Source organism: Streptomyces sp. CB01881 (assembly GCF_002953255.1).
Lineage (GTDB): Bacteria > Actinomycetota > Actinomycetes > Streptomycetales > Streptomycetaceae > Kitasatospora.
This window is the reverse complement of record NZ_CP026498.1, coordinates 7,364,690-7,383,247: the sequence shown is the minus strand read 5'-3', so window position 1 is coordinate 7,383,247 and position 18,558 is coordinate 7,364,690. Positions and strand designations below refer to the sequence as shown.

The 18,558-nt window shown below is 71.3% G+C and carries 12 protein-coding genes; 3 read left to right on the top strand and 9 right to left on the bottom strand.

Annotation, left to right across the window (positions count from 1 at the left end; translation table 11 throughout):
* Positions 1–148: 148 nt before the first annotated feature.
* From C2142_RS40185 to C2142_RS22125, 3 genes are all read right to left on the bottom strand, one after another.
* Positions 149–949 (bottom strand): DUF2637 domain-containing protein, encoded by an 801-nt coding sequence (locus C2142_RS40185; RefSeq protein ID WP_241002719.1) that lies wholly within the window; start codon positions 947–949, stop codon positions 149–151.
* A gap of 59 nt (positions 950–1,008) precedes the next feature.
* Positions 1,009–1,329: a hypothetical protein gene (locus C2142_RS22130; protein ID WP_148644266.1), complete on the bottom strand. Its 321-nt coding sequence runs from the start codon at positions 1,327–1,329 to the stop codon at positions 1,009–1,011.
* A 1,486-nt stretch (positions 1,330–2,815) separates the two neighbouring features.
* Positions 2,816–3,163 (bottom strand): hypothetical protein, encoded by a 348-nt coding sequence (locus C2142_RS22125; protein WP_148644265.1) that lies wholly within the window; start codon positions 3,161–3,163, stop codon positions 2,816–2,818.
* A 533-nt stretch (positions 3,164–3,696) separates the two neighbouring features.
* Between C2142_RS22125 and ccrA the strand changes: the two genes are divergently transcribed.
* The 3 genes from ccrA to C2142_RS22110 are packed head-to-tail and all read left to right on the top strand — an operon-like array spanning position 3,697 to position 13,843.
* Positions 3,697–5,058, top strand: a complete 1,362-nt coding sequence (gene ccrA, locus C2142_RS22120; RefSeq protein WP_148644264.1) for a crotonyl-CoA carboxylase/reductase — start codon at positions 3,697–3,699, stop codon at positions 5,056–5,058.
* Positions 5,058–7,016: a fatty acyl-AMP ligase gene (locus C2142_RS22115; RefSeq protein WP_206670995.1), complete on the top strand. Its 1,959-nt coding sequence runs from the start codon at positions 5,058–5,060 to the stop codon at positions 7,014–7,016. Before ccrA ends, C2142_RS22115 begins: the two co-directional genes overlap by 1 nt.
* Complete coding sequence (locus C2142_RS22110) at positions 7,013–13,843, top strand: type I polyketide synthase (RefSeq protein ID WP_148644263.1); 6,831 nt, start codon at positions 7,013–7,015, stop codon at positions 13,841–13,843. Before C2142_RS22115 ends, C2142_RS22110 begins: the two co-directional genes overlap by 4 nt.
* Before the next feature lie 4 nt (positions 13,844–13,847).
* Here the strand turns inward: C2142_RS22110 and C2142_RS22105 are convergent, their stop codons facing one another.
* From C2142_RS22105 to C2142_RS40180, 6 genes are all read right to left on the bottom strand, one after another.
* Entirely contained in the window at positions 13,848–14,222 is a 375-nt protein-coding gene (locus tag C2142_RS22105) for a hypothetical protein (RefSeq protein ID WP_148644262.1), read from the bottom strand.
* A gap of 572 nt (positions 14,223–14,794) precedes the next feature.
* Positions 14,795–15,139 (bottom strand): hypothetical protein, encoded by a 345-nt coding sequence (locus C2142_RS22100; RefSeq protein ID WP_153882807.1) that lies wholly within the window; start codon positions 15,137–15,139, stop codon positions 14,795–14,797.
* Positions 15,140–15,442: 303 nt separating this feature from the next.
* Positions 15,443–15,796, bottom strand: a complete 354-nt coding sequence (locus C2142_RS22095) for a hypothetical protein (RefSeq protein ID WP_148644261.1) — start codon at positions 15,794–15,796, stop codon at positions 15,443–15,445.
* 279 nt (positions 15,797–16,075) lie between these two features.
* The gene (locus C2142_RS22090) at positions 16,076–16,438 is read right to left on the bottom strand and encodes a hypothetical protein (protein WP_148644260.1); all 363 of its coding nucleotides are present in this window, start codon (positions 16,436–16,438) and stop codon (positions 16,076–16,078) included.
* A 381-nt stretch (positions 16,439–16,819) separates the two neighbouring features.
* On the bottom strand, positions 16,820–17,806 hold the full coding sequence (gene hemB, locus C2142_RS22085; RefSeq protein ID WP_148644259.1) for a porphobilinogen synthase: 987 nt from the start codon (positions 17,804–17,806) through the stop codon (positions 16,820–16,822).
* Between the two features lie 66 nt (positions 17,807–17,872).
* Positions 17,873–18,558, bottom strand: a 686-nt coding sequence (locus tag C2142_RS40180; RefSeq protein WP_241002718.1) for a uroporphyrinogen-III synthase, incomplete at its 5' end; no start/stop codon positions are given.

Sequence of the window (18,558 nt, the reverse complement as noted above, 5' to 3'; positions counted from 1 at the left end):
ATCCGCAGCCACCCCGCCGTGCCGGCCGTTCTGCCTGCACTCAAGTCGCCTGCGGGCCTTGCGGGTCCGGCTCCACGGTCGAGCGTCGCGCCCTGGCCCGAGGGACCGCCTGGCAGACCCGGCTCCGATCCGTACGCGGTGGAGTCGGTCATCCACGGGCCTTGTGCGTCGGCCCTCGGCCGGACGCAGCAGGCCGCGCCCGCGGGGGCAGGATGATCTGGCGTACGAGTTGGTGGAACGAGACGACGGCGGTGAGTGGGGGGAGTGCGGCGACGACCACGCCGGGAAATGTCCTGGAGGCGTGAATGACGCACAGGACGGTGGCGACAGCCGAAAAGAGGACCACCACGACCCACGAATACGTGGCGCGGTGCCGCGTGAGGGTGGCGCGCAGGATCGACAGCGAGGCGACGAGCCAAGGACCGTAGACAACCAGGGGCCACAGCTCCGCCAGGTTCCGTGAAACGCGAAGGGATGCCAGGTCCTGCAGCGGGTTGTAGGAGAGCACCCACCCGAGGACGCTCACCGTGGCGACGGTCAGAGCGGCGAGAGCTGCGAACACGGTGCTGAGCACCTGGGGCCAGTGCCGCACCCTGGATACGCGGGGGCGCCGGCGCCGGATGGCTCGGCGCTCGGCGGGCCGGCCGGCGTCCGGCATCTGCCCGACGTCCGGCACGTGGCCGACGTCCTCCGCGGAGAACTGGATCCGGGTGAAATCCGGTTGCGGATCCCACCCGGTTTCGCCCGCGTCAAGGCCTTCCGGGCAGTACGCCTCTTGGCCTGCGGAGTTTCCGTAGAACCAGCCGGGGTCACGGGGGACGGAGATTATCCCCGTGGCACCCTGGAATTCCTGGTAGGTCCCGAGTTCGTAAAACGTCGTATAGGCATTATGCCCCTGCCATGGCTGGCCATCGGCGAATACCGGTCCGGTTGGCACTTCCACTCTCACGCGGCAGATAACGCGGCAAACATGCCGTTGGTATTCGACTGGCGGAACGATTCACCCAGTTAGCTCAGGGCTGGCACTCCCAGCAGAACCCCGAAGCGCCCCATGGCATCGGATTCGATCTCCTGCACCATCCGCAGAAAGTCCACCCACAGCTCGGAGCAGTACCGGAGACGAACCCGCTCCGCGCCGTACTCGAGGTAGATCTCTCCGCCACCCAGAAAATCACTTGAGCTGCCCAGCGGAACCCCCTCCTCCACTCGGAACCGGTCGTCGGCGTCGGCGTCGGCGTCGGCGAGCCGAAAGTCTGCGGACGCGGGGAACGAAGTTGTCGTAGTCACATCCGCATCAACGACGAGCAGCGTCGTCCAGGAGTGCGGCATGCGGGCGAATCTCCATTTCGCGCCGCTCCATTTCAAAGAACGACCGGTCGCCGCAATCCTCCGGGCATGCGCCCCCAACACGTATTCGGCCGGCGTGGCGGGCAAATAACATGCAAATGTTGGTTATCCGCGATCTTGCGCGAGGAACCCGCCGGGGCCTCGACGGCCGCGACCCGGCGCGGGGCTTGGCGGTGACGACGGGCCGTCAGTCAGCCCTGGCCAGGGTCGCGACGGACCGTCAACCCGAGCCGCGGTCTCGGCCGGACCACTGCCCGCACGGGCGTCGGCGTCCGGCCGCGGGCAGCAGCCGCACGGCAGGAGCAGGAGCAGGATCTGCTGATTCCGGCACGGGACAGGACGTAGCCGATCCCTCAGCCTGGAAACCCACCCGTCAGCGGCCGGGCCTCGCACGCATCTGGTGGACCGGGCGCGACCTCGCGGCCCGGCGGGCCGGATGCCCGGATCCCGCAGTGGCCGGGCGGGTCGAAGTGGCCGGATTACGCATGGGGCTGCCGGTCGTCGCCCGTGTGACGGGAACCTGGCCGAAGGAGTCGAGTCGCGGGAAGGTCACCACCGCGTTCGTCGGTCCCGACCGAGGAGACGAGTGCGCAGACTGCGGAGCAGAAGGCCCGCGTGGAGCGGGAGTCGGCCAGCCGGGACTCCCGGAAATCCTCGCGACCGCCGTCTCGGGCCGGGCCCGCACCGGCCGCATCCCGACTTTCCCGCCCCGGTTGGACGACTTCACCGTCCGGTCCGGCCGCTCACCGCCCGGCTGCGCGCGCCCTCGTCACGAGGACTGGGCTCAGGGCGACGGCAGAGTCCTGCGCCGCACGGGATTCAGCCTTTCGACGGCCCAGCCGTACCGACGCGGCGCCTGGGAGGAGAGCCTTCACCAGGACGGCACTCGGCCCCGTGCCCGTCCCACGCGGGGACGGGCACGGGGCCGTCGGCGACCACTGTCCACAGAGGTCGTGGCCGGGTCGATCGCCTAGAACGCGACGTTCGTGCACTCGGTGGGGTACTCGAGCTCGGGCGCCGGCGCGCCCGGTGAGGGTGGCGGCCTGCGGCGCCGTGGAGCAGTTGTTGCTCTGCTCCGAGGCGCCGCCACCGCTCGCGTCGACGTTGAGGCAGTTGGTGTCGTACTCGAGCCCGGGCGTCAGCGTGCCGGTCACGGTGAGGACGCCCGGGGCGGTGGAGCAGGTGTTGCTCTGCTCGACACCCTCCTGGCCGAACAGGTGGCCGAACCCGTGGGCACTGGCGCCACCCGCACCGACGAGAACCAGCGCACCCGCAGCCGCCGTCAGAAAGGCCGCCTTCTTGCCAACGTTCATTAAAGCCTCCGTGTGGGTCTTCTCCGCAGATTCCGCGGACACCGGGCTAACGACGGCAACCTCAGGAGGCGTCGACACCGCACCCAACTTCACCCGACTGGCTCACTGCTGCGCCCGGCCATCCCCGCTCCCCGGATGAACCGCTCTGTGAACGGTCAGGCGCCGGTGCAGCACGGCAGGGTCGAGCAACGCACCGAGTTGAAGCTGATGGTGTGGTCCGAGCCGACCACCGTCTCCTCGCCCAGCGCCGGCGGCTCGATCGGCAGGACGTGCAGCGTGGCGTGTTCGATGTCCAGGCGGTCGGCGGCCATCTGTCCGGTCGCCCGGTGGCGGCGGGAGTTCACCGTGTCGCACCAGGTGCGGCAGGCGTCGGCGCGCTCGGCGAAGGAGTCGTAGGCAGGCAGCAGGTTCGCGTCCGTGGGGACCAGATCGGCCTTCGCGATGCGGACGGTTGCCTCCGCGCCGCCCTTGGATTCGGGGTCGTGGGGGACGCAACTGACCACTCGGCAGCCGTAGTGCCGATCGGCGGCGACCATCTACGGGTGCCGCAGCGGGATCCCGGCGATGGGCTCGACGGTGACCGTCTTCGCGTTGCCGGTCAGCACATACGTCGGTGCCCCACCGACCGGCGCAACGTGGTGTCCAGGCAGGCGACCAGCGCGCCCAGGGTGCGGTCCCGGATCGGGACCACGACCCGGAACCGCGACCACGGCAGCCGTGCGCAGGTCGAGGAGCCCGCGCCTGGTCGCCGCAGCTCAGCCGAGGTGCCCGGCAGGCCTGTGGCCTGGCCTTATCCGGGCGGCTGCGGCGGCTTCGGCAAGGCGTCGGGCTTCGCGGATTTGCGGGCCGGTGCGGCAGGGGTTCTGCTGTAAATAGCCCCGCCTACTCGCCAGTTGCAAGCGACGGCAGCTGCATCCCCACCTCTGGGGAGAGGGCAGAAGGGATGCATTCAGGCCCCCCACCCGCGAGCGCCGGTACGCAGTCCCGGCCCGCGATGCGTCCATCCCGGGCGGATGACGTGAGAGCAGGAGATGTCATGGGCATGACTTTACTGGAAGCCGTAGTCGCAGGCCGCGAGGGTGGCGAACTGGGCAGTCTCCCACTTCCCGAACGGTTCACCGCGGCGACGGTGCGGCTCAGCGACGTCGGCATGTTCCAGGGCGAAACGGACAAGGATGTCCGCAGGTCGCTGCGGATAGACGAAGTCCCCATGCCCGAGCTGGCGCCGGACGAGGCACTGGTCGCGGTCATGGCCAGTTCCGTCAACTACAACACGGTCTGGTCGGCGATCTTCGAACCCATTCCGACCTTCCGTTTTCTCCAGCAGCTGGGACGCAGTGGCGGCTGGGACGCCCGCCACGACCTGCCTCACCACATCCTCGGATCCGACGCATCCGGAGTCGTGGTGCGGACCGGGTCGTCCGTGCGCCGTTGGAGCATCGGCGATCACGTGGTCGTCACTCCGGCCTACGTCGACGGCCAGGAGCCGGCAACCCACAGTGACGGCATGCTGGGCAGCGAGCAGCGCGCCTGGGGCTTCGAGACCAACTTCGGTGGTCTGGCCCACTTCGCCGTCGTGCGGGCCAGCCAGTTGCTGAGCAAGTCCCCGCTGCTCACGTGGGAGGAGGCCGCCGTCAACCCGCTGTGCGCCGCCACCGCGTACCGGATGCTCGTCAGTGACCGCGGCGCCCGGATGAAGCAGGGCGACGTCGTGCTGATCTGGGGGGCGACCGGCGGCCTGGGCTCATACGCCGTGCAGTTCGTGCGAAACGGTGGTGGCATCCCGGTGGGTGTCGTGAGCTCGGCGGAGAAGGCCGACACCTTGCGAAGGCTCGGCTGCGAGGCGGTGATCGACCGCTCGGAGATCGAGCAGGGTGACCGCACGGTCCTCCAGCGTCCTGACGGCTGGAAGAAACTCGGCTCAGCGGTACGCGCGGCGGTGGGCGAGGATCCGCACATCGTTTTCGAGCACGTGGGCCGAGCGACCTTCGCGGCCTCGGTCTTCGTCGCCCGCCGTGGGGGCACGGTCGTGACCTGCGGATCCAGTACCGGATATGAGCACATGTTCGACAACCGCTACCTGTGGATGAAGCTCAAGCGGCTCATCGGCAGCCACGGCGCCAACCTGCACGAGCAGTGGGAGGTGAATCGGCTCATCAACATGGGCCGGATAGTTCCCACACTCTCGAAGACCTATGCCCTGGACGACGTTGCCTCGGCTGTCCGGAGCGTGCAGGTCAACGAGCACATCGGGAAGGTCGGGGTGCTGTGCCTCGCCCCGCAGCCGGGGCTAGGCGTGACCGACCCCGTCGGCCGAGCACGAGTCGGCGAGGACCGGTTCCGTCTCTTCCAAGACGGAGACGGCGATGTGAGATCTGCGCCGACAGCCTGTCCGTAATGCCCGCCCCTTCCATTGTCCCGGCATCGACGCTGGCCGGAGGACTCAACCCCAGCTGTCGCTCCTTCCCCGTCCATGCGGACCGGGCGGTGAACCAGCCACCACGCCCACCCCACGGGAGGTACGCCTTGTCCATCCTCAACGACGCTCGCCGTGCCGACCCGAAGTCGACGGTGATGCAGGCAGACACCGTCGGCAACCGCCTGGTCGAGGCTGCCGTGCGCACCCCGGACGCTCCTGCCTTTACCTTCGTCGACTTCGCGGCCGGCGGGGCCGGGCAGGCCGCCGTGTCCACCTGGAGACAGCTCGACCGTCAGGTGCGGGCAACGGCGGCCGCGCTGCGCCGCGCGGGCGCCGGCGGCGAACCCGTGGCCGTCGTCGCCCCTCAGTGCCTCGAGTACGTCGTCGGCTTCCTTGCGGCGATCCGCGCGGGCGCCATCGCCGTGCCGCTCTTCCCTCCGGATCTCGCCCGCCATACCGACAAGCTCGCCGCCTCGCTGACCGACGCGCGGCCGACCCACATCCTCACGACCCGTGCCGAGCAGTCGGCCGTGGCGGCGTTCTGCGCCGCGAGCGGCATTCCGAACCGACCCCGTGTGCTGGCCGTCGAAGATCTCATGTCCGCGCGGACCGCCGAGGACGGCTCCGACGAACTGGCCGGCATCCGGCCGCGGCCCGAGGACTGCGCCTATCTGCAGTACACCTCGGGGTCGACACGGGCACCGTCCGGCGTGGAGATCACCCACGCCAACGTGGTCGCCAACGCGGGGCACCTCGTGCAGGCGTACGACATTCACAGGGACCGCAATCACATGGTCGGATGGCTGCCGCTCTACCACGACATGGGCCTGCTGCTGATGGCCCTCCTGCCCGTCATCGGCGGAGTCCACTCGGTGATCACTGATCCGCTGGCCTTCGTGCAACAGCCGGCGCGATGGCTGAGGTTGCTGTCCCGGTACCCGGGCGCCGTCACCGCCGCGCCGAACTTCGCGTACGACTACTGCGCGCAGCGGGTACGCGAGGAGGACCGGGAGGGCCTCACCCTCGACGGGGTCGCTGTGATGATCAACGGCAGTGAGCCGGTCCGGCCCACCACGTTGAACCGCTTCATGGCCGCCTTCGGCGACTACGGAGCCCGCCGAGTGGCGATGCGGCCCTCGTACGGTCTGGCGGAGGCGACGCTGATCGTCTCCGCCTCCCCCACCGAGGAAGAGCCGCAGGTCACCGCTTTCGACCGGGAACTGCTGGGCGGTGGCATCGCCAGAGTCGCCACGGACACCGCTTCCGTCCCCGTCACGGAACTCGTCTCCTGCGGACGGCCCCAGGGGCAGGAGGTGGCCATCGTGGACGCGGCGACATGCCGCCGGCAACCGGACGGCACGGTCGGGGAGATCTGGGTCAGCGGCCCCAACGTCGGGCGCGGCTACTGGGGCAATCCACAGAGCAGCGCGGAGACCTTCCGGGCGGTCCTGGCCGAGGACCGGTCCGCTGAGGGTGCCAGGCAGTGGCTGCGTACGGCCGACCTGGGCGTGTGGCACGACGGCCAGTTGTACATCACCGGCCGCATCAAGGACTTGATCATCATCGACGGCGTCAACCACTACCCCCAGGACATCGAACTGACCGTGCAGAACGCGCATCCGGCCATTCGCAAGGACCACGTGGCTGCCTTCGCCGTGTCCGCCGAGGCGGGTGAGGAGCTCGTCATCGTTGCCGAGTACTCCCCGCCGGCCACCGGTCCGGCGGCAGACCGCCACAGCGTCACCCGCTCGGTGCGCCGAGCCGTTTCAACCGTCCACGCCCTGGCCGTACGGGACTTCGTCCTTGCACCGCGCAACACCGTGCCCCGCACCACGAGCGGCAAGGTCGCCCGCCGCGCCAGCCATGACCGCTATCTGAACGGAGGCTGGAGCAGTGCCCGCAGGCCCGGGGCAGGATCCGAAGGGACGGCGTCATGAGGAGAGTCGAGGGCCCCGGCGGAGCCACGCCTGACGGTGCGCAATCCGACGCCCGCCCGGGTGGTGCGCCGGGAGCGGCATGGGGTGAGGCGGAGATCCGCCGACTGCTGCGGCAGCTGATCTCGGAGAGGTCCGACGTGCCCCCGGACGAGATCGACGACGACAGACCGCTGGCCGAGTACGGTCTGACGTCCCGTGACGCCGTCGCCGTCTCGGGGGAGCTGGAGAACGCGCTCGACGCGGTCCTGCCTGCCACCCTGCTGTGGGAGGACTCCACCGTCGACCGGCTGGTCCGCCGCCTCGCCACGGGAGCGGCGGAGCCCGGAGCGCCCGAGGGGGTCGTGCCCGGCCGGGACGCGGCGCGCACGTCCGGGCCGGACGCGCATCCCCGCAGCCGGTCCGTCGCGGTCGTGGGCATCGGCTGCCGTCTGCCCGGCGGTGTCGAGGGGCCGGAGGCGTTCTGGGACTACCTGCTCGCCGGCGGCAACGCCGCACGCGAGGTACCCGAGGACCGCTGGAAGGACTTCGAGGACGGTTCGAACGGCACGGCGGCTGCCCTCGCCCGCACCAGCCGGTGGGGAGGATTCCTGGGCGACATCGCGGGGTTCGACGCCGACTTCTTCGGGATCACGCCCCGCGAGGCAGAGCTGATGGACCCCCAGCAGCGCCTGCTGCTGGAGGTGACGTGGGAGGCACTCTGCCACGCCGGTGTCCCGCCGTCAGAGCTGCACGGCACTGCCACAGGGGTGTTCGTCGGTCTCAGCTCCCTCGACTACAGCCACCTGACCATGGCGGACCCCGAAGGCGTGGCCGCCTGGACCAGCACCGGTGCGGCGGGGAGCATCGCCGCCAACCGCCTGTCCTACATGCTCGATCTGCACGGCCCGAGCATGACGATCGACACCGCCTGCTCCTCGTCGCTCGTCGCGGTGCACCAGGCGTGCCGGAGCCTGGCCGCCGGCGAGTGCGACACCGCCCTGGCCGCAGGGGTCAATGTCCTGCTCTCGCCGGTGATCACGGCGAACTTCGACCAGGCCGGTGCCCTGGCACCGGATGGCAGGTGCAAGGCCTTCGACGCCGCGGCCGACGGGATCGTCCGTGGTGAGGGGTGCGGCGTCGTCGTCCTGAAGCCACTGGACGACGCACGGCGGGCCGGCGACACGATCCTCGCCGTCATCCGGGGCACGGCGGTCAACTCCGACGGCCGCTCGTCCGGGATCATGGCGCCCAATCCCGCCGCTCAGGAGGCGCTGCTGCGCGATGCCCTCCGTGACGCCGACGTGGACGCGGCCGACATCGACTACGTCGAGGCGCACGGTACCGGCACGCTGCTCGGCGATCCGATCGAGGCGGGCGCCCTGGGTGCCGTCCTGGGACTCGGCCGGCCGGCCGGCCGGCCGCTGCTCATCGGTTCCGTGAAGACCAACCTCGGGCACCTCGAAGGTGCGGCGGGAATCGTGGGTCTCGTCAAGACAGTGCTTTCCCTGCACCACGGCACACTTCCCGCCAGTCTCCACTTCCGCACGCCCAACCCGCACATCGACTTCACCGCAAAGCGCCTACGCGTCGTCAGCGCGGCCACCGAGTGGCCCCGGGCGGGCCATCGGCCGGCGTTGGCGGGAGTGTCCGCCTTCGGATTCGGGGGCACCAACGCGCACGCCGTGCTCGAGCAGTGGTCTCCGGCAGGGTCACACGCGCCGCAGGAGAGCGCTGCTCCGGGCGCCGGGGAAGCCCCTGCGCCGGACGCCGGCCCGCACGTCCTGGTGGTCACCGCCCGCTCAGCGGACCGGCTCGGTGACGCCGCCCGTGGTCTCGCCGACTGGCTGACGACGACGTCCGGCCGACGCACGCCCCTGTGCGACGTCGGGCACACCCTCGGACACGGTCGACGGGACGCCGTCAGCGCCGCCGTCGTGGGGCGCGGGCACCAGGCCCTCGCGGCCGGGCTCCTCGCGCTGGCGGACGACCGGCCCTCGCCCGGCGTCGTGCGCGCTGCCGACGCCGGGGACACCGCGGCGGTCCCGGGCCGAGGACCGGTGTTCGTCTTCTCCGGATACGGCTCCCAGTGGTACGGCATGGGCCGCGGCCTTCTCGCGGATGACACCGCGTTCGCCGCAGCGGTGAACGACCTCGACGCGGCGTTCGCCGACGTGGCCGGCACGGCCCTGAGCCGCATGATCGCCCAGGGCGTGCCGACCACCGCCGTCCACGGCACCCAGTCCCTGCTGTACGGCGTTCAACTGGCACTCGCCCGTACCTGGCAGGCCTACGGCGTCGAACCCCGTGCCGTCATCGGCCACTCCATGGGGGAGGTGGCCGCAGCCGTGGTCGCCGGAACCCTCGATGCACGCGACGGACTGCGCGTGATCCTGCGCCGGTCGGCCCTGCTCGCCACCGTCGAGGGCGCCCGCGCCGGCGCCATGGCCTCCGTTGGGCTGCCCGAGGACACCCGCGCCGCAACCCTGGCACGGTTCCCCGGCGTGGAGGTCGCCGTACACTCCTCGCCACGGCGATGCACCGTCACCGGCCCGGCGCAACCGGTGGCCCACCTGGTCGCCGAGCTGGAGGAGGCGGGCCTCGACGCCCGCCTCCTCGACGTCCACGGCGCCGGCCATTCGGCCGCCGTGGACGTCGTCCTGCCCGCCTTGCGCGAGGCCCTCACCGGCCTCCAGGGCAAGGCGCCCGCCATCGCCTGGTACGGAACGGTGTACGAGGACCCACGCGACACGCCCGAGCCCGATGCCGCGTACTGGTGCGCCAACGCCCGCCGCCCGGTCCGGCTGCGACACGCGGTGGCCGCGGCGGCGGCCGACGGCCACACCGTCTTCCTGGAGGTCTCACCCCACCCGATCGCCGCCCTGCCCATCCGCGAGACGCTCGACGAGGCACCCGGCGGGACAACCCTCGTGCTGCCCACGCTGCGCCGGGACGACGACGAGTCCGTGGTCCTGCGCACCTCCCTGGCCGAGCTGCACCTGGCCGGAGCCCAACACCGGCGCGAGCTGCTGTGGCCGACCGGCCGGCGAACCGCCCTGCCCGCCGCGCCCTGGCGGCATGTACGACACTGGGTCAACGGCGCGACGCGCAGGCGTCCGCCCCGCGCTGACGGTCACCCCATCCTCGGCCGGCGAGTGGACCTCCCCGGCACCAACCGCGTGCTGTGGCAGGGCGACGCCGGCACCGGCGGGTGGAACCACATCGAACGGCACGTACACGGCACGGCGGTCCTGACGCTCGCGGCGTGTGCGCAGATCGTTCTCGCCGCGGCAACCGAGGCCACCGGCGTCCCTCCGGACGCCGTCCTGGTCCGCGATCTGACACTGGACCATCTCCTTCCGCTGTCGGACAGCACGCCGGTCACCACCGTCTGGGACCCGGCCGGCCCGGACAAGGTCGCCGCCGTGAGCATCCAGACGCGGTCCCCCGCCGGCACCTGGCTGCACCATGCCTCGGCAACGGTGGTGACCGGGCTGCCCGACGAGCCCCGCATTCCCAGCACCGGCGACGACGACCTCCCGGCCGTCGACGTCACCCTGCCCCACGCCACTGGGCCGGGCACGCCACAGCCGAAGGCGCTGGGCGCGCTGCTCGATGCCGGCCTGCACGCGGCCTCCCCGCCCCGGAGCACAGCCGAGGCCGCAGCACCGGAGCCGGACGGCGACCCGTCGGCCAACCCGTCCCCGGCGGCACTCCCCGTCTCGCTCGCCGGCCTGCGGGTGTGGCTCCGCACGACGCCGGGCCCGTGCCGCCTGCACCGCCGCCTCGAGCAGGCCGCCGGAACCCGGGCCGGCGACAACGGTCAGCCACCTCCGCCCGAGCGCTGGACCGTCCGCCTGGACGACCGCGACGGCGGCACGGTCATCGAGGCGCGGGGCGTGGCTCTGCGCACCCCCGAGCGGGCCGAGATACCACTGCCCCTGGCGGAAACCAGCTACGAAATCCTCTGGGACGAGGTCACCACGCCCCCCGCCGCCGACCGCATTCCGGCCAACTGGCTGCTGCTCACCACCGGATCCGACGGCACGTCCGGCAGGAGGAACCGGTTCGTCCCGCCGCTCAGTTCGGCCCTCGAGCGCCGGGGAGCGAAGGTGGCGGTCGGACACTGCCGCAACGGATCCACCGGACGGATCCTGGACGCCTGGTGCAAGGAGACCGCGAGTGCTCCCGGCTCGGTCGTTCTGCTCTGCACCGGGCCCGCTGACGGCTCCGGAGTCCGTGGGGCCGTCCTCGCGGCCACCGAGGTGGCCCGCCGGCTCGCCACCGCCCCCGGATCCGGCGCCGGCCCGCGCCTGTGGCTGGTGACCGAGCGGGCCGTGCCGGTGGCCGCCGGAGAGGCCTGCGATCCCGACCGCGCCTGCCTCCGGGGCCTGGTCCGCGTGCTGGCCCTGGAGCAACCCCAGCTCAGGGCCTGCGCGGTCGACGTCGACCGCGCGCCCGGTCTCGCCGACGACCTCGTCCAGGAGCTCCTCGCCGACTCCGAGGCAGACGAGGTCGCCTGGCGCGACGGCACCCGCTTCATCGCCCGCCTGGCCGCCGCCGCCCCGGACCGGGACGCCGCCGGGATCCGCTTCGCACGCCCGGACGGCGCCTACATCGTCACCGGCGGTCTCGGCGGGCTGGGACTGGCCACCGCCCGCCGGCTCTCCGAGCACGGTGCCGGCCGGCTCGTGCTGAACGGGCGCCGCCCACCGGCCGAGGACACTCGGGCCGTCCTGGACGACCTGCGCGCCCTCGGGACGTCGGTGGAGGTCGTGCAGGGCGATATCGCCGACCCCGACCTCGCGGCACGCCTTCTTGAGGCCGCCCTGGCCGGGGGCCACGCCCTGCGCGGCGTCGCCCACGCGGCAGGGGTGCTGCACGACCGCATCATCACCGACCTGGAACCGGACGACCTCGAGACCGTGTTCCGGCCCAAGGTCGACGGCGCCCTGCGCCTGGAGGAGGCCGTCGCGGGGCACAGCCTCGACTGGTGGCTGGTGTTCAGCTCCGCCGCGGCCCTCCTCGGTTCCCCCGGCCAGGCCGCCTACGCCGCGGCCAACGCCTGGCTCGACGCGCTGGTGCAGCGCCGTCATGCCGACGGTCTGCCCGCGACATCCATCGCCTGGGGCCCATGGGCTCAGATCGGAGGCGCCCCGAATGCCGCGGCCATGGCGTTGGAACCCCTCATGCCGGCCCAGGGGCTGGATGCCCTCCAACTGCTCCTCGCCGACGGACGACCCCACACGGGCGTCGTTCGGCTGGACGCCCGACGGGTCGTCGAGGCGTATCCGGGCATGGAGTCCGTCCCCTTCTTCACGAGCCTGCTGCGCGACATCGCCCGCGAGACGGATCACTGGGGCGGCCCCGATCAGCTGTGCGCCCTCGGCGCCCAGGCCCCTGCAGCGGTGCGCCGGCGTCTCGCCTTCCGTGCGGCGGCCGTCATGGGCTATCGCACCGAGGACCTCGACAGTTCCGTCCCGCTCACCAGGCTCGGGCTCGACTCCCTGATGGCCGTTCGCATCCGGAACGCGGTCAAGCACGACTTCGGCGTTGTACTGCCGAACAAGCTGCTGATGCGCGGCGCCAGCCTCGATGACCTCACGGACGAACTTCTGAGCACACTCGATCTGCCCGGCGCACCGGAGTCGGTCGACGTGGGCGACCGCACCTGCTCCCCGTCGCAAAGCGGCCCCGAGACGAGCCGGACGACACTGCTCGCGAACGCCCCGGGTCCAAGCGGGCGGGCACCCCTGCCGACGACCATCGCACCCCGGGACGCCGCCGAGCGGCTGGTCGCAGGAGTGTGGGAGCAGGTGATCGGCCGGCGCCCCGAAGGCGTTCTCGAGGACCTCCGGGCCGCAGGCGGCGACTACGCGACCGCCCATGCCCTGGCCCTCGGTATCCACGCCCGGCTCGACGAGCCACCGCATGCCCTAACCCCGGAGCAGATCCTCGCCCGGCCAACCGTGGAGTCCATAGCCGACCTGATCCGCCCCGCTGTGAACGGTGACGGAGCGACTCCCCTGCGCGTGCTGCGGGATCCCGGCGGCACCACCACCCGCGCCCCGCTGTTCGTCTTCCACCCCGCCGGCGGACCGACGTCCGTGTACCGGCCGCTGGTGCGGCTGCTTCCCGCCGACCAGCCCGTCTACGGCTGCGAGCGCGTCGACGAGTTGGCGTCCATGGAGGAGAAGGCCGAGTACTACCTCGACCTGATGCGACGCGTCCAGCCCCGGGGCCCGTACCAGCTGCTCGGCTGGTCCTTCGGTGGCTGCCAGGCGTACGAGATCGCCGTGCAGCTGCGCGACCGAGGCGAGGACGCCGGCTATCTCGGCCTCATCGACACCATCCTGCCGGCAGCCCTGCCCGGCTCGGACTCGCAAGAGATCGTGCTGGAGCGATTCAGACGGTTCGCCGACTACGTGGAGACCACGTTCGGCCATCACTTGCCGTTGCCGTACGAGGAGTTGGCGAGCATGACGGACGACGACCAGATCATGACGGTCATGCGCCTGGTTGCCGGGACCGGACTGTCCATGAGCCCGGGCATCCTGGAGCACCAGCGAACCTCGTACGTCGACGCCCGGATCGGCGAGCGCTACCGGCCGCGTCCGTATCCGGGGCACGTCACCCTCTACCGCGCCCAGGAGCCCCAGATCATGATCACTGCACTCGATCCCCGCTACCTCCGGGACGAGGCCGATCTGGGGTGGGCGCCGCTGTGCCCCTCCCTCGAGGTTGTCCCGGTGCCGGGCGATCACCTGTCACTGATCGATCCGCCCCACATCGCGGTCATCGCGCGGCACCTTGCCCACACGCTGCGCGGCGCCGCTGAGGCGGATCGATAGTGGCTCAGCGGCCGGGGTTACCGGCTCCGGCGACGTTCACACAGGTCGTGGTGTAGGTGATGTGGGGCGCGGGGGCGAGCACGGGAACCACGACCGAGCCGAGGACGGGACTCGTGTCGCAGTGGTTGCTCTGGGACTCGGCCCCGTTCTCGCTGACGTTGACACAGGTGGTCTCGTGAGTGATGTCCTGCGCCGGCGTCAACGGCGTCGCGACCACCACATCACCGACGAGCGGCCGCGTGCTGCACTCGTTGCTCTGCTCGACACCCTTGTGGCCCGTCAGATGACCGATGCCGTCCGCACTGGCGCCACCCGCGCCGACGAGAACCAGCGCACCCGCAGCCGCCGCCAGAAACGCCGCCTTCTTGCCAACGTTCATTTGAAGCCTCCGTAGGGAATCTCTACCGCGGACATCCGCAGACATCCGACTAACGACGGCAGCCCACGAAGGCTTCGGGAACACACCCACATTCACTCGTCCGGACCACGCTACCGAATCCGGCCGACACCGGGTTCCGATGAGTCCTCTCCTCGGATATCGACGGTGCCGGGATTCCCCCGCCGGCTCGGAGCCGGTTTCCGGAAGTCGCAGGTCGCCGAAGGCCGCCACCTCCTGAACCCGGCGATCCGCCCCGCGCATACGGACGAAGCCCCGGGACGAGAAGCTTCCAAGGGCCGCATTCCTGACCAGGGGGGAGGCGTCGCCTGTTCTCGGCCCGTCAGGGCCGGCGCACGTCCGTCAGCGGCCGGGGTACCGGCCACGTGAACGGACCGCGGAACAGGCTGGCCGAGCCGCGGTCGTCTCCGCCACGGCATGCGGTCCCCGGAAGAATCCTCCAGGGACCGCATGCCGAGCAGGAGCGGCGCCCGGCCCGCACCCGCCGGATAAGCCGGACCGGAACGAAGCGGCCGACGACTCCCGACCGCGGAGGTCACAGCCGCGTGTGGCGCCTAGAACGCGACGTTGACGCAGTTGGTCTTGTACTCGAGCTCGGGCGCCGGGGCGAGCAGCCCGGTGAGGGTGGCGGCCTGCGGCGCCGTGGAGCAGTTGTTGCTCTGCTCCGAGGCGCCGCCACCGCTCGCGTCGACGTTGAGGCAGTTGGTGTCGTACTCGATGTCGGGGGCGAGGCCGGTCAGGGCGAGGACGCCCGGGGCCGTGGAGCAGGTGTTGCTCTGCTCGACACCCTCGTGGCCGAACAGGTGGCCGAACCCGTGGGCACTGGCGCCGCCCGCACCGACGAGAACCAGCGCACCCGCAGCCGCCGTCAGAAAGGCCGCCTTCTTGCCAACGTTCATTTGAAGCCTCCGTAGGGAATCTCTACCGCGGACATCCGCAGACATCCGACTAACGACGGCAGCCCACGAAGGCTTCGGGAACGCACCAACATTCACTCGTCCGGACCATGCGTGCCGCTCGAGCAATCCGGAACCCGGTTATCGGGCCCTCGAACCGAGGGCATAACTCCGCCGCCAGTCCACGCAACGCAGACGCGGCCTCTGGGAGGAATACTTCCAGAGATCGCATCCTTGACCGAACGTCACGCTTCGCCCCGTTCCGATCCCCGGACGGGACGGAAGTCGGCTCAGTGCCCCAGCGACTCAGTGCGAGTGGTGCGGTCCGCCTGCGAAGTTGATGCAATTGGTGTGGTACTTGAGCGAGCTGGTCCCGACCAGCCCGGTGAGGGTGGCGGCCGCCGGGGCCGTGGAGCAACTATTGGTCTGCTCCGAGGCGCCGTGACCGCTCACATCGATGTTGATGCAGTTGGTGTCGTACTCGGCGTCGAGCGGGCTGGCCGAGGTGAGGATGCCCGGGGCCGTGGAGCAGGCGTTGCTCTGCTCGACCCCTCCGCCGAACAGGTCACCGATCCCGTGGGCACTGGCGCCGCCCGCACCGACGAGAACCAGCGCACCCGCAGCCGCCATCAGAAGGGCCGCCCTCTTGCCAACGTTCATTTAAAGCCTCCGTGTGGGGTTCTCCGCGAATGTCGACGGAGAATTCAGGCTTACCAACGGAGGTAGTCATATCTTCGGGAGGGCACCCAGCTTCACCCGTCCGGATCAGGCATTCCACACGAGTGATCGGGATCCCGCTGCCCGTCGTCGAGCCCGCACGCGGAAGCGGCCCCTGGGAGTGTTTCCAGGGGCCGCGTCCTCGAGCAGGAGGAGAGTTCTTGCTTCGCCCGTCTCCAGCCCGCCGAACAGGACAGGAGGGGGTGGGTCAGCGACTCGTCGTCAGTGGCCGTGGTGGAAGTCGCCGGCGAGGTTGACGCAGTTGGTGTTGTACTCGATCTCGGGCGCCGGGGCGAGCAGCCCGGTGAGGGTGGCGGCCTGCGGCGCCGTGGAGCAGTTGTTGCTCTGCTCCGAGGCGCCGCCACCGCTCGCGTCGACGTTGAGGCAGTTGGTGTCGTACTCGATGTCGGGGGCGAGGCCGGTCAGGGCGAGGACGCCCGGGGCGGTGGAGCAGGTGTTGCTCTGCTCGACACCCTCCTGGCCGAACAGGTGGCCAAACCCGTGGGCACTGGCGCCACCCGCACCGACGAGAACCAGCGCACCCGCAGCCGCCGTCAGAAAGGCCGCCTTCTTGCCAACGTTCATTTGAAGCCTCCGTAGGGGGTTCTCCGCAGATTCCGCGGACACCGGGCTAACGACGGCAACCTGAGGAGGCGTCGACACCGCACCCAACTTCACCCGTTCGGCAGAGCGGCCTCGACCCTGGCCCTGCACTCACGCCCGGGCATGGGACGCGCGGGCATCGAGGCCGTAAGCGTCCTCCTCCCCGGGTATCGGGGAGCGGGCGGGCCTGAGTCGCCGTGCCCGACGGCGACCGGCCCGTTCTGACGACGGACCGGTCAAAGTGTGATCACCACCTGGCGGGCGCCGCCCGGCCCCGGCCCGGAACCCGCCGGACACTCGACCGTGGCTGCGACGTGTTCCGGGACCGGATCGGGAGAAGGAGGCGGGCCGAGGGCGTCCCGCTCAGTCGCGCGCCAGAAGGCGGGCCGCTTCGAGCGCCCAGTAGGTGAGGATCTGCTCGGCGCCGGCCCGGCGGATCGAGGTCAGCGTCTCCATGATCATCCGCTCCCGGTCGATCCAGCCGTTCGCCGCGGCGGCCTCGACCATCGCGTACTCGCCGGACACCTGGTAGGCCGCGACCGGCACCGGGGAAGCGTCGGCCACCTGCCGCAGGATGTCCAGGTAGGCCATGGCCGGCTTCACCATCACCAGGTCCGCGCCCTCGGCGAGGTCCTGCTCCAGCTCGCGCAGCGCCTCGCGGGCGTTGGCCGGGTCCTGCTGGTAGCTCTTGCGGTCGCCCTTCAGCGAGGAGCCGACCGCCTCCCGGAACGGGCCGTAGAACGCCGAGGCGTACTTGGCGGTGTAGGCGAGGATGCCCACGTCCTGGTGCCCGGCCTCGTCCAGGGCCCGGCGGACCACCGCGATCTGGCCGTCCATCATCCCGGACGGGCCGACCAGGTGGACGCCGGCGTCCGCCTGCACCCGGGCCATCTCGGCGTAGCGCTCCAGCGTCGCGTCGTTGTCCACGCTGCCGTCGGCGGCCAGGACGCCGCAGTGGCCGTGGTCGGTGTACTCGTCCAGGCAGAGGTCGGACATGACGACCAGCGCGTCGCCGACCTCGGAGACCACGTCCCGGATCGCCTGCTGGAGGATGCCGTCCGGGTTGGTGCCCTCGCTGCCGAGCGCGTCCTGCACCTCCGGGACGCCGAACAGCATGACCCCGCCCAGGCCCGCCTCGGCGGCCTCGACCGCCGCCTTGCGCAGGGTGTCGCGGGTGTGCTGGACCACGCCCGGCATCGACGTCACCGGGACCGGCGCGCTGACGCCCTCGCGGACGAACAGCGGCAGGATCAGCTCCGCCGGGTGCAGCCGGGTCTCCGCGACCAGCCGGCGCATCGCCGGGGTCGAACGGAGCCGGCGGGGGCGAACGTACGGGAATTCAGCGGACACGGCTTCTCTCTCCGAACGGTTGTGCAGCGCCGGGGGCGGCGGGCTTGCCGCCCCCGGCGGGGGTTCTCAGCGGGCCTTGCGGCGCGATCCGGGACGGCGCTCGCTGGGGCGGTAGACCGGCTCGCCCGCCGCGGTCGCGGCGTCGCGGCGCTTGGCCCCGAAGTCTGCCAGCGCCTGGGCCAGGGCGGCCGCCGACGGGGCCGGGGCCATCACGTCGACCCGCAGGCCGTGCTCCTCGGCGGTCTTCGCCGTGGCCGGGCCGATGCAGGCGATGACCGTCACGTTGTGCGGCTTGCCGGCGATGCCGACCAGGTTCCGCACGGTCGACGACGAGGTGAAGAGCACCGCGTCGAAGCCGCCGCCCTTGATCGCCTCACGGGTCTCGGCCGGCGGCGGCGAGGCGCGCACCGTCCGGTAGGCCGTCACGTCGTCAACCTCCCAGCCCAGCTCGACCAGGCCGGCCACCAGGGTCTCGGTGGCGATGTCGGCGCGCGGCAGCAGCACCCGGTCGATCGGGTCGAACACCGGGTCGTACGGCGGCCAGTCCTCCAGCAGCCCGGCCGCGGACTGCTCGCCGGACGGCACCAGGTCCGGCTTCACGCCGAAGTCCACCAGGGCCTGCGCGGTGGTCTCGCCGACCGCCGCGACCTTGATCCCGGCGAACGCCCGGGCGTCCAGGCCGTACTCCTCGAACTTCTCGCGGACGGCGCGCACCGCGTTCACCGAGGTGAAGGCGATCCACGCGGCCGGTG

What these genes read in the sequence shown, in the direction of transcription:
- C2142_RS22100 (WP_153882807.1), bottom strand. Translation starts at nt 15,139, where the DNA reads ATGAACGTTGGCAAGAAGGCGGCCTTTCTGACGGCGGCTGCGGGTGCG.
- C2142_RS22130 (WP_148644266.1), bottom strand. Translation starts at nt 1,329, where the DNA reads ATGCCGCACTCCTGGACGACGCTGCTCGTCGTTGATGCGGATGTGACT.
- C2142_RS22095 (WP_148644261.1), bottom strand. Translation starts at nt 15,796, where the DNA reads ATGAACGTTGGCAAGAGGGCGGCCCTTCTGATGGCGGCTGCGGGTGCG.
- C2142_RS22115 (WP_206670995.1), top strand. Translation starts at nt 5,058, where the DNA reads ATGCCCGCCCCTTCCATTGTCCCGGCATCGACGCTGGCCGGAGGACTC.
- C2142_RS22105 (WP_148644262.1), bottom strand. Translation starts at nt 14,222, where the DNA reads ATGAACGTTGGCAAGAAGGCGGCGTTTCTGGCGGCGGCTGCGGGTGCG.
- C2142_RS22110 (WP_148644263.1), top strand. Translation starts at nt 7,013, where the DNA reads ATGAGGAGAGTCGAGGGCCCCGGCGGAGCCACGCCTGACGGTGCGCAA.
- C2142_RS22090 (WP_148644260.1), bottom strand. Translation starts at nt 16,438, where the DNA reads ATGAACGTTGGCAAGAAGGCGGCCTTTCTGACGGCGGCTGCGGGTGCG.
- ccrA (WP_148644264.1), top strand. Translation starts at nt 3,697, where the DNA reads ATGGGCATGACTTTACTGGAAGCCGTAGTCGCAGGCCGCGAGGGTGGC.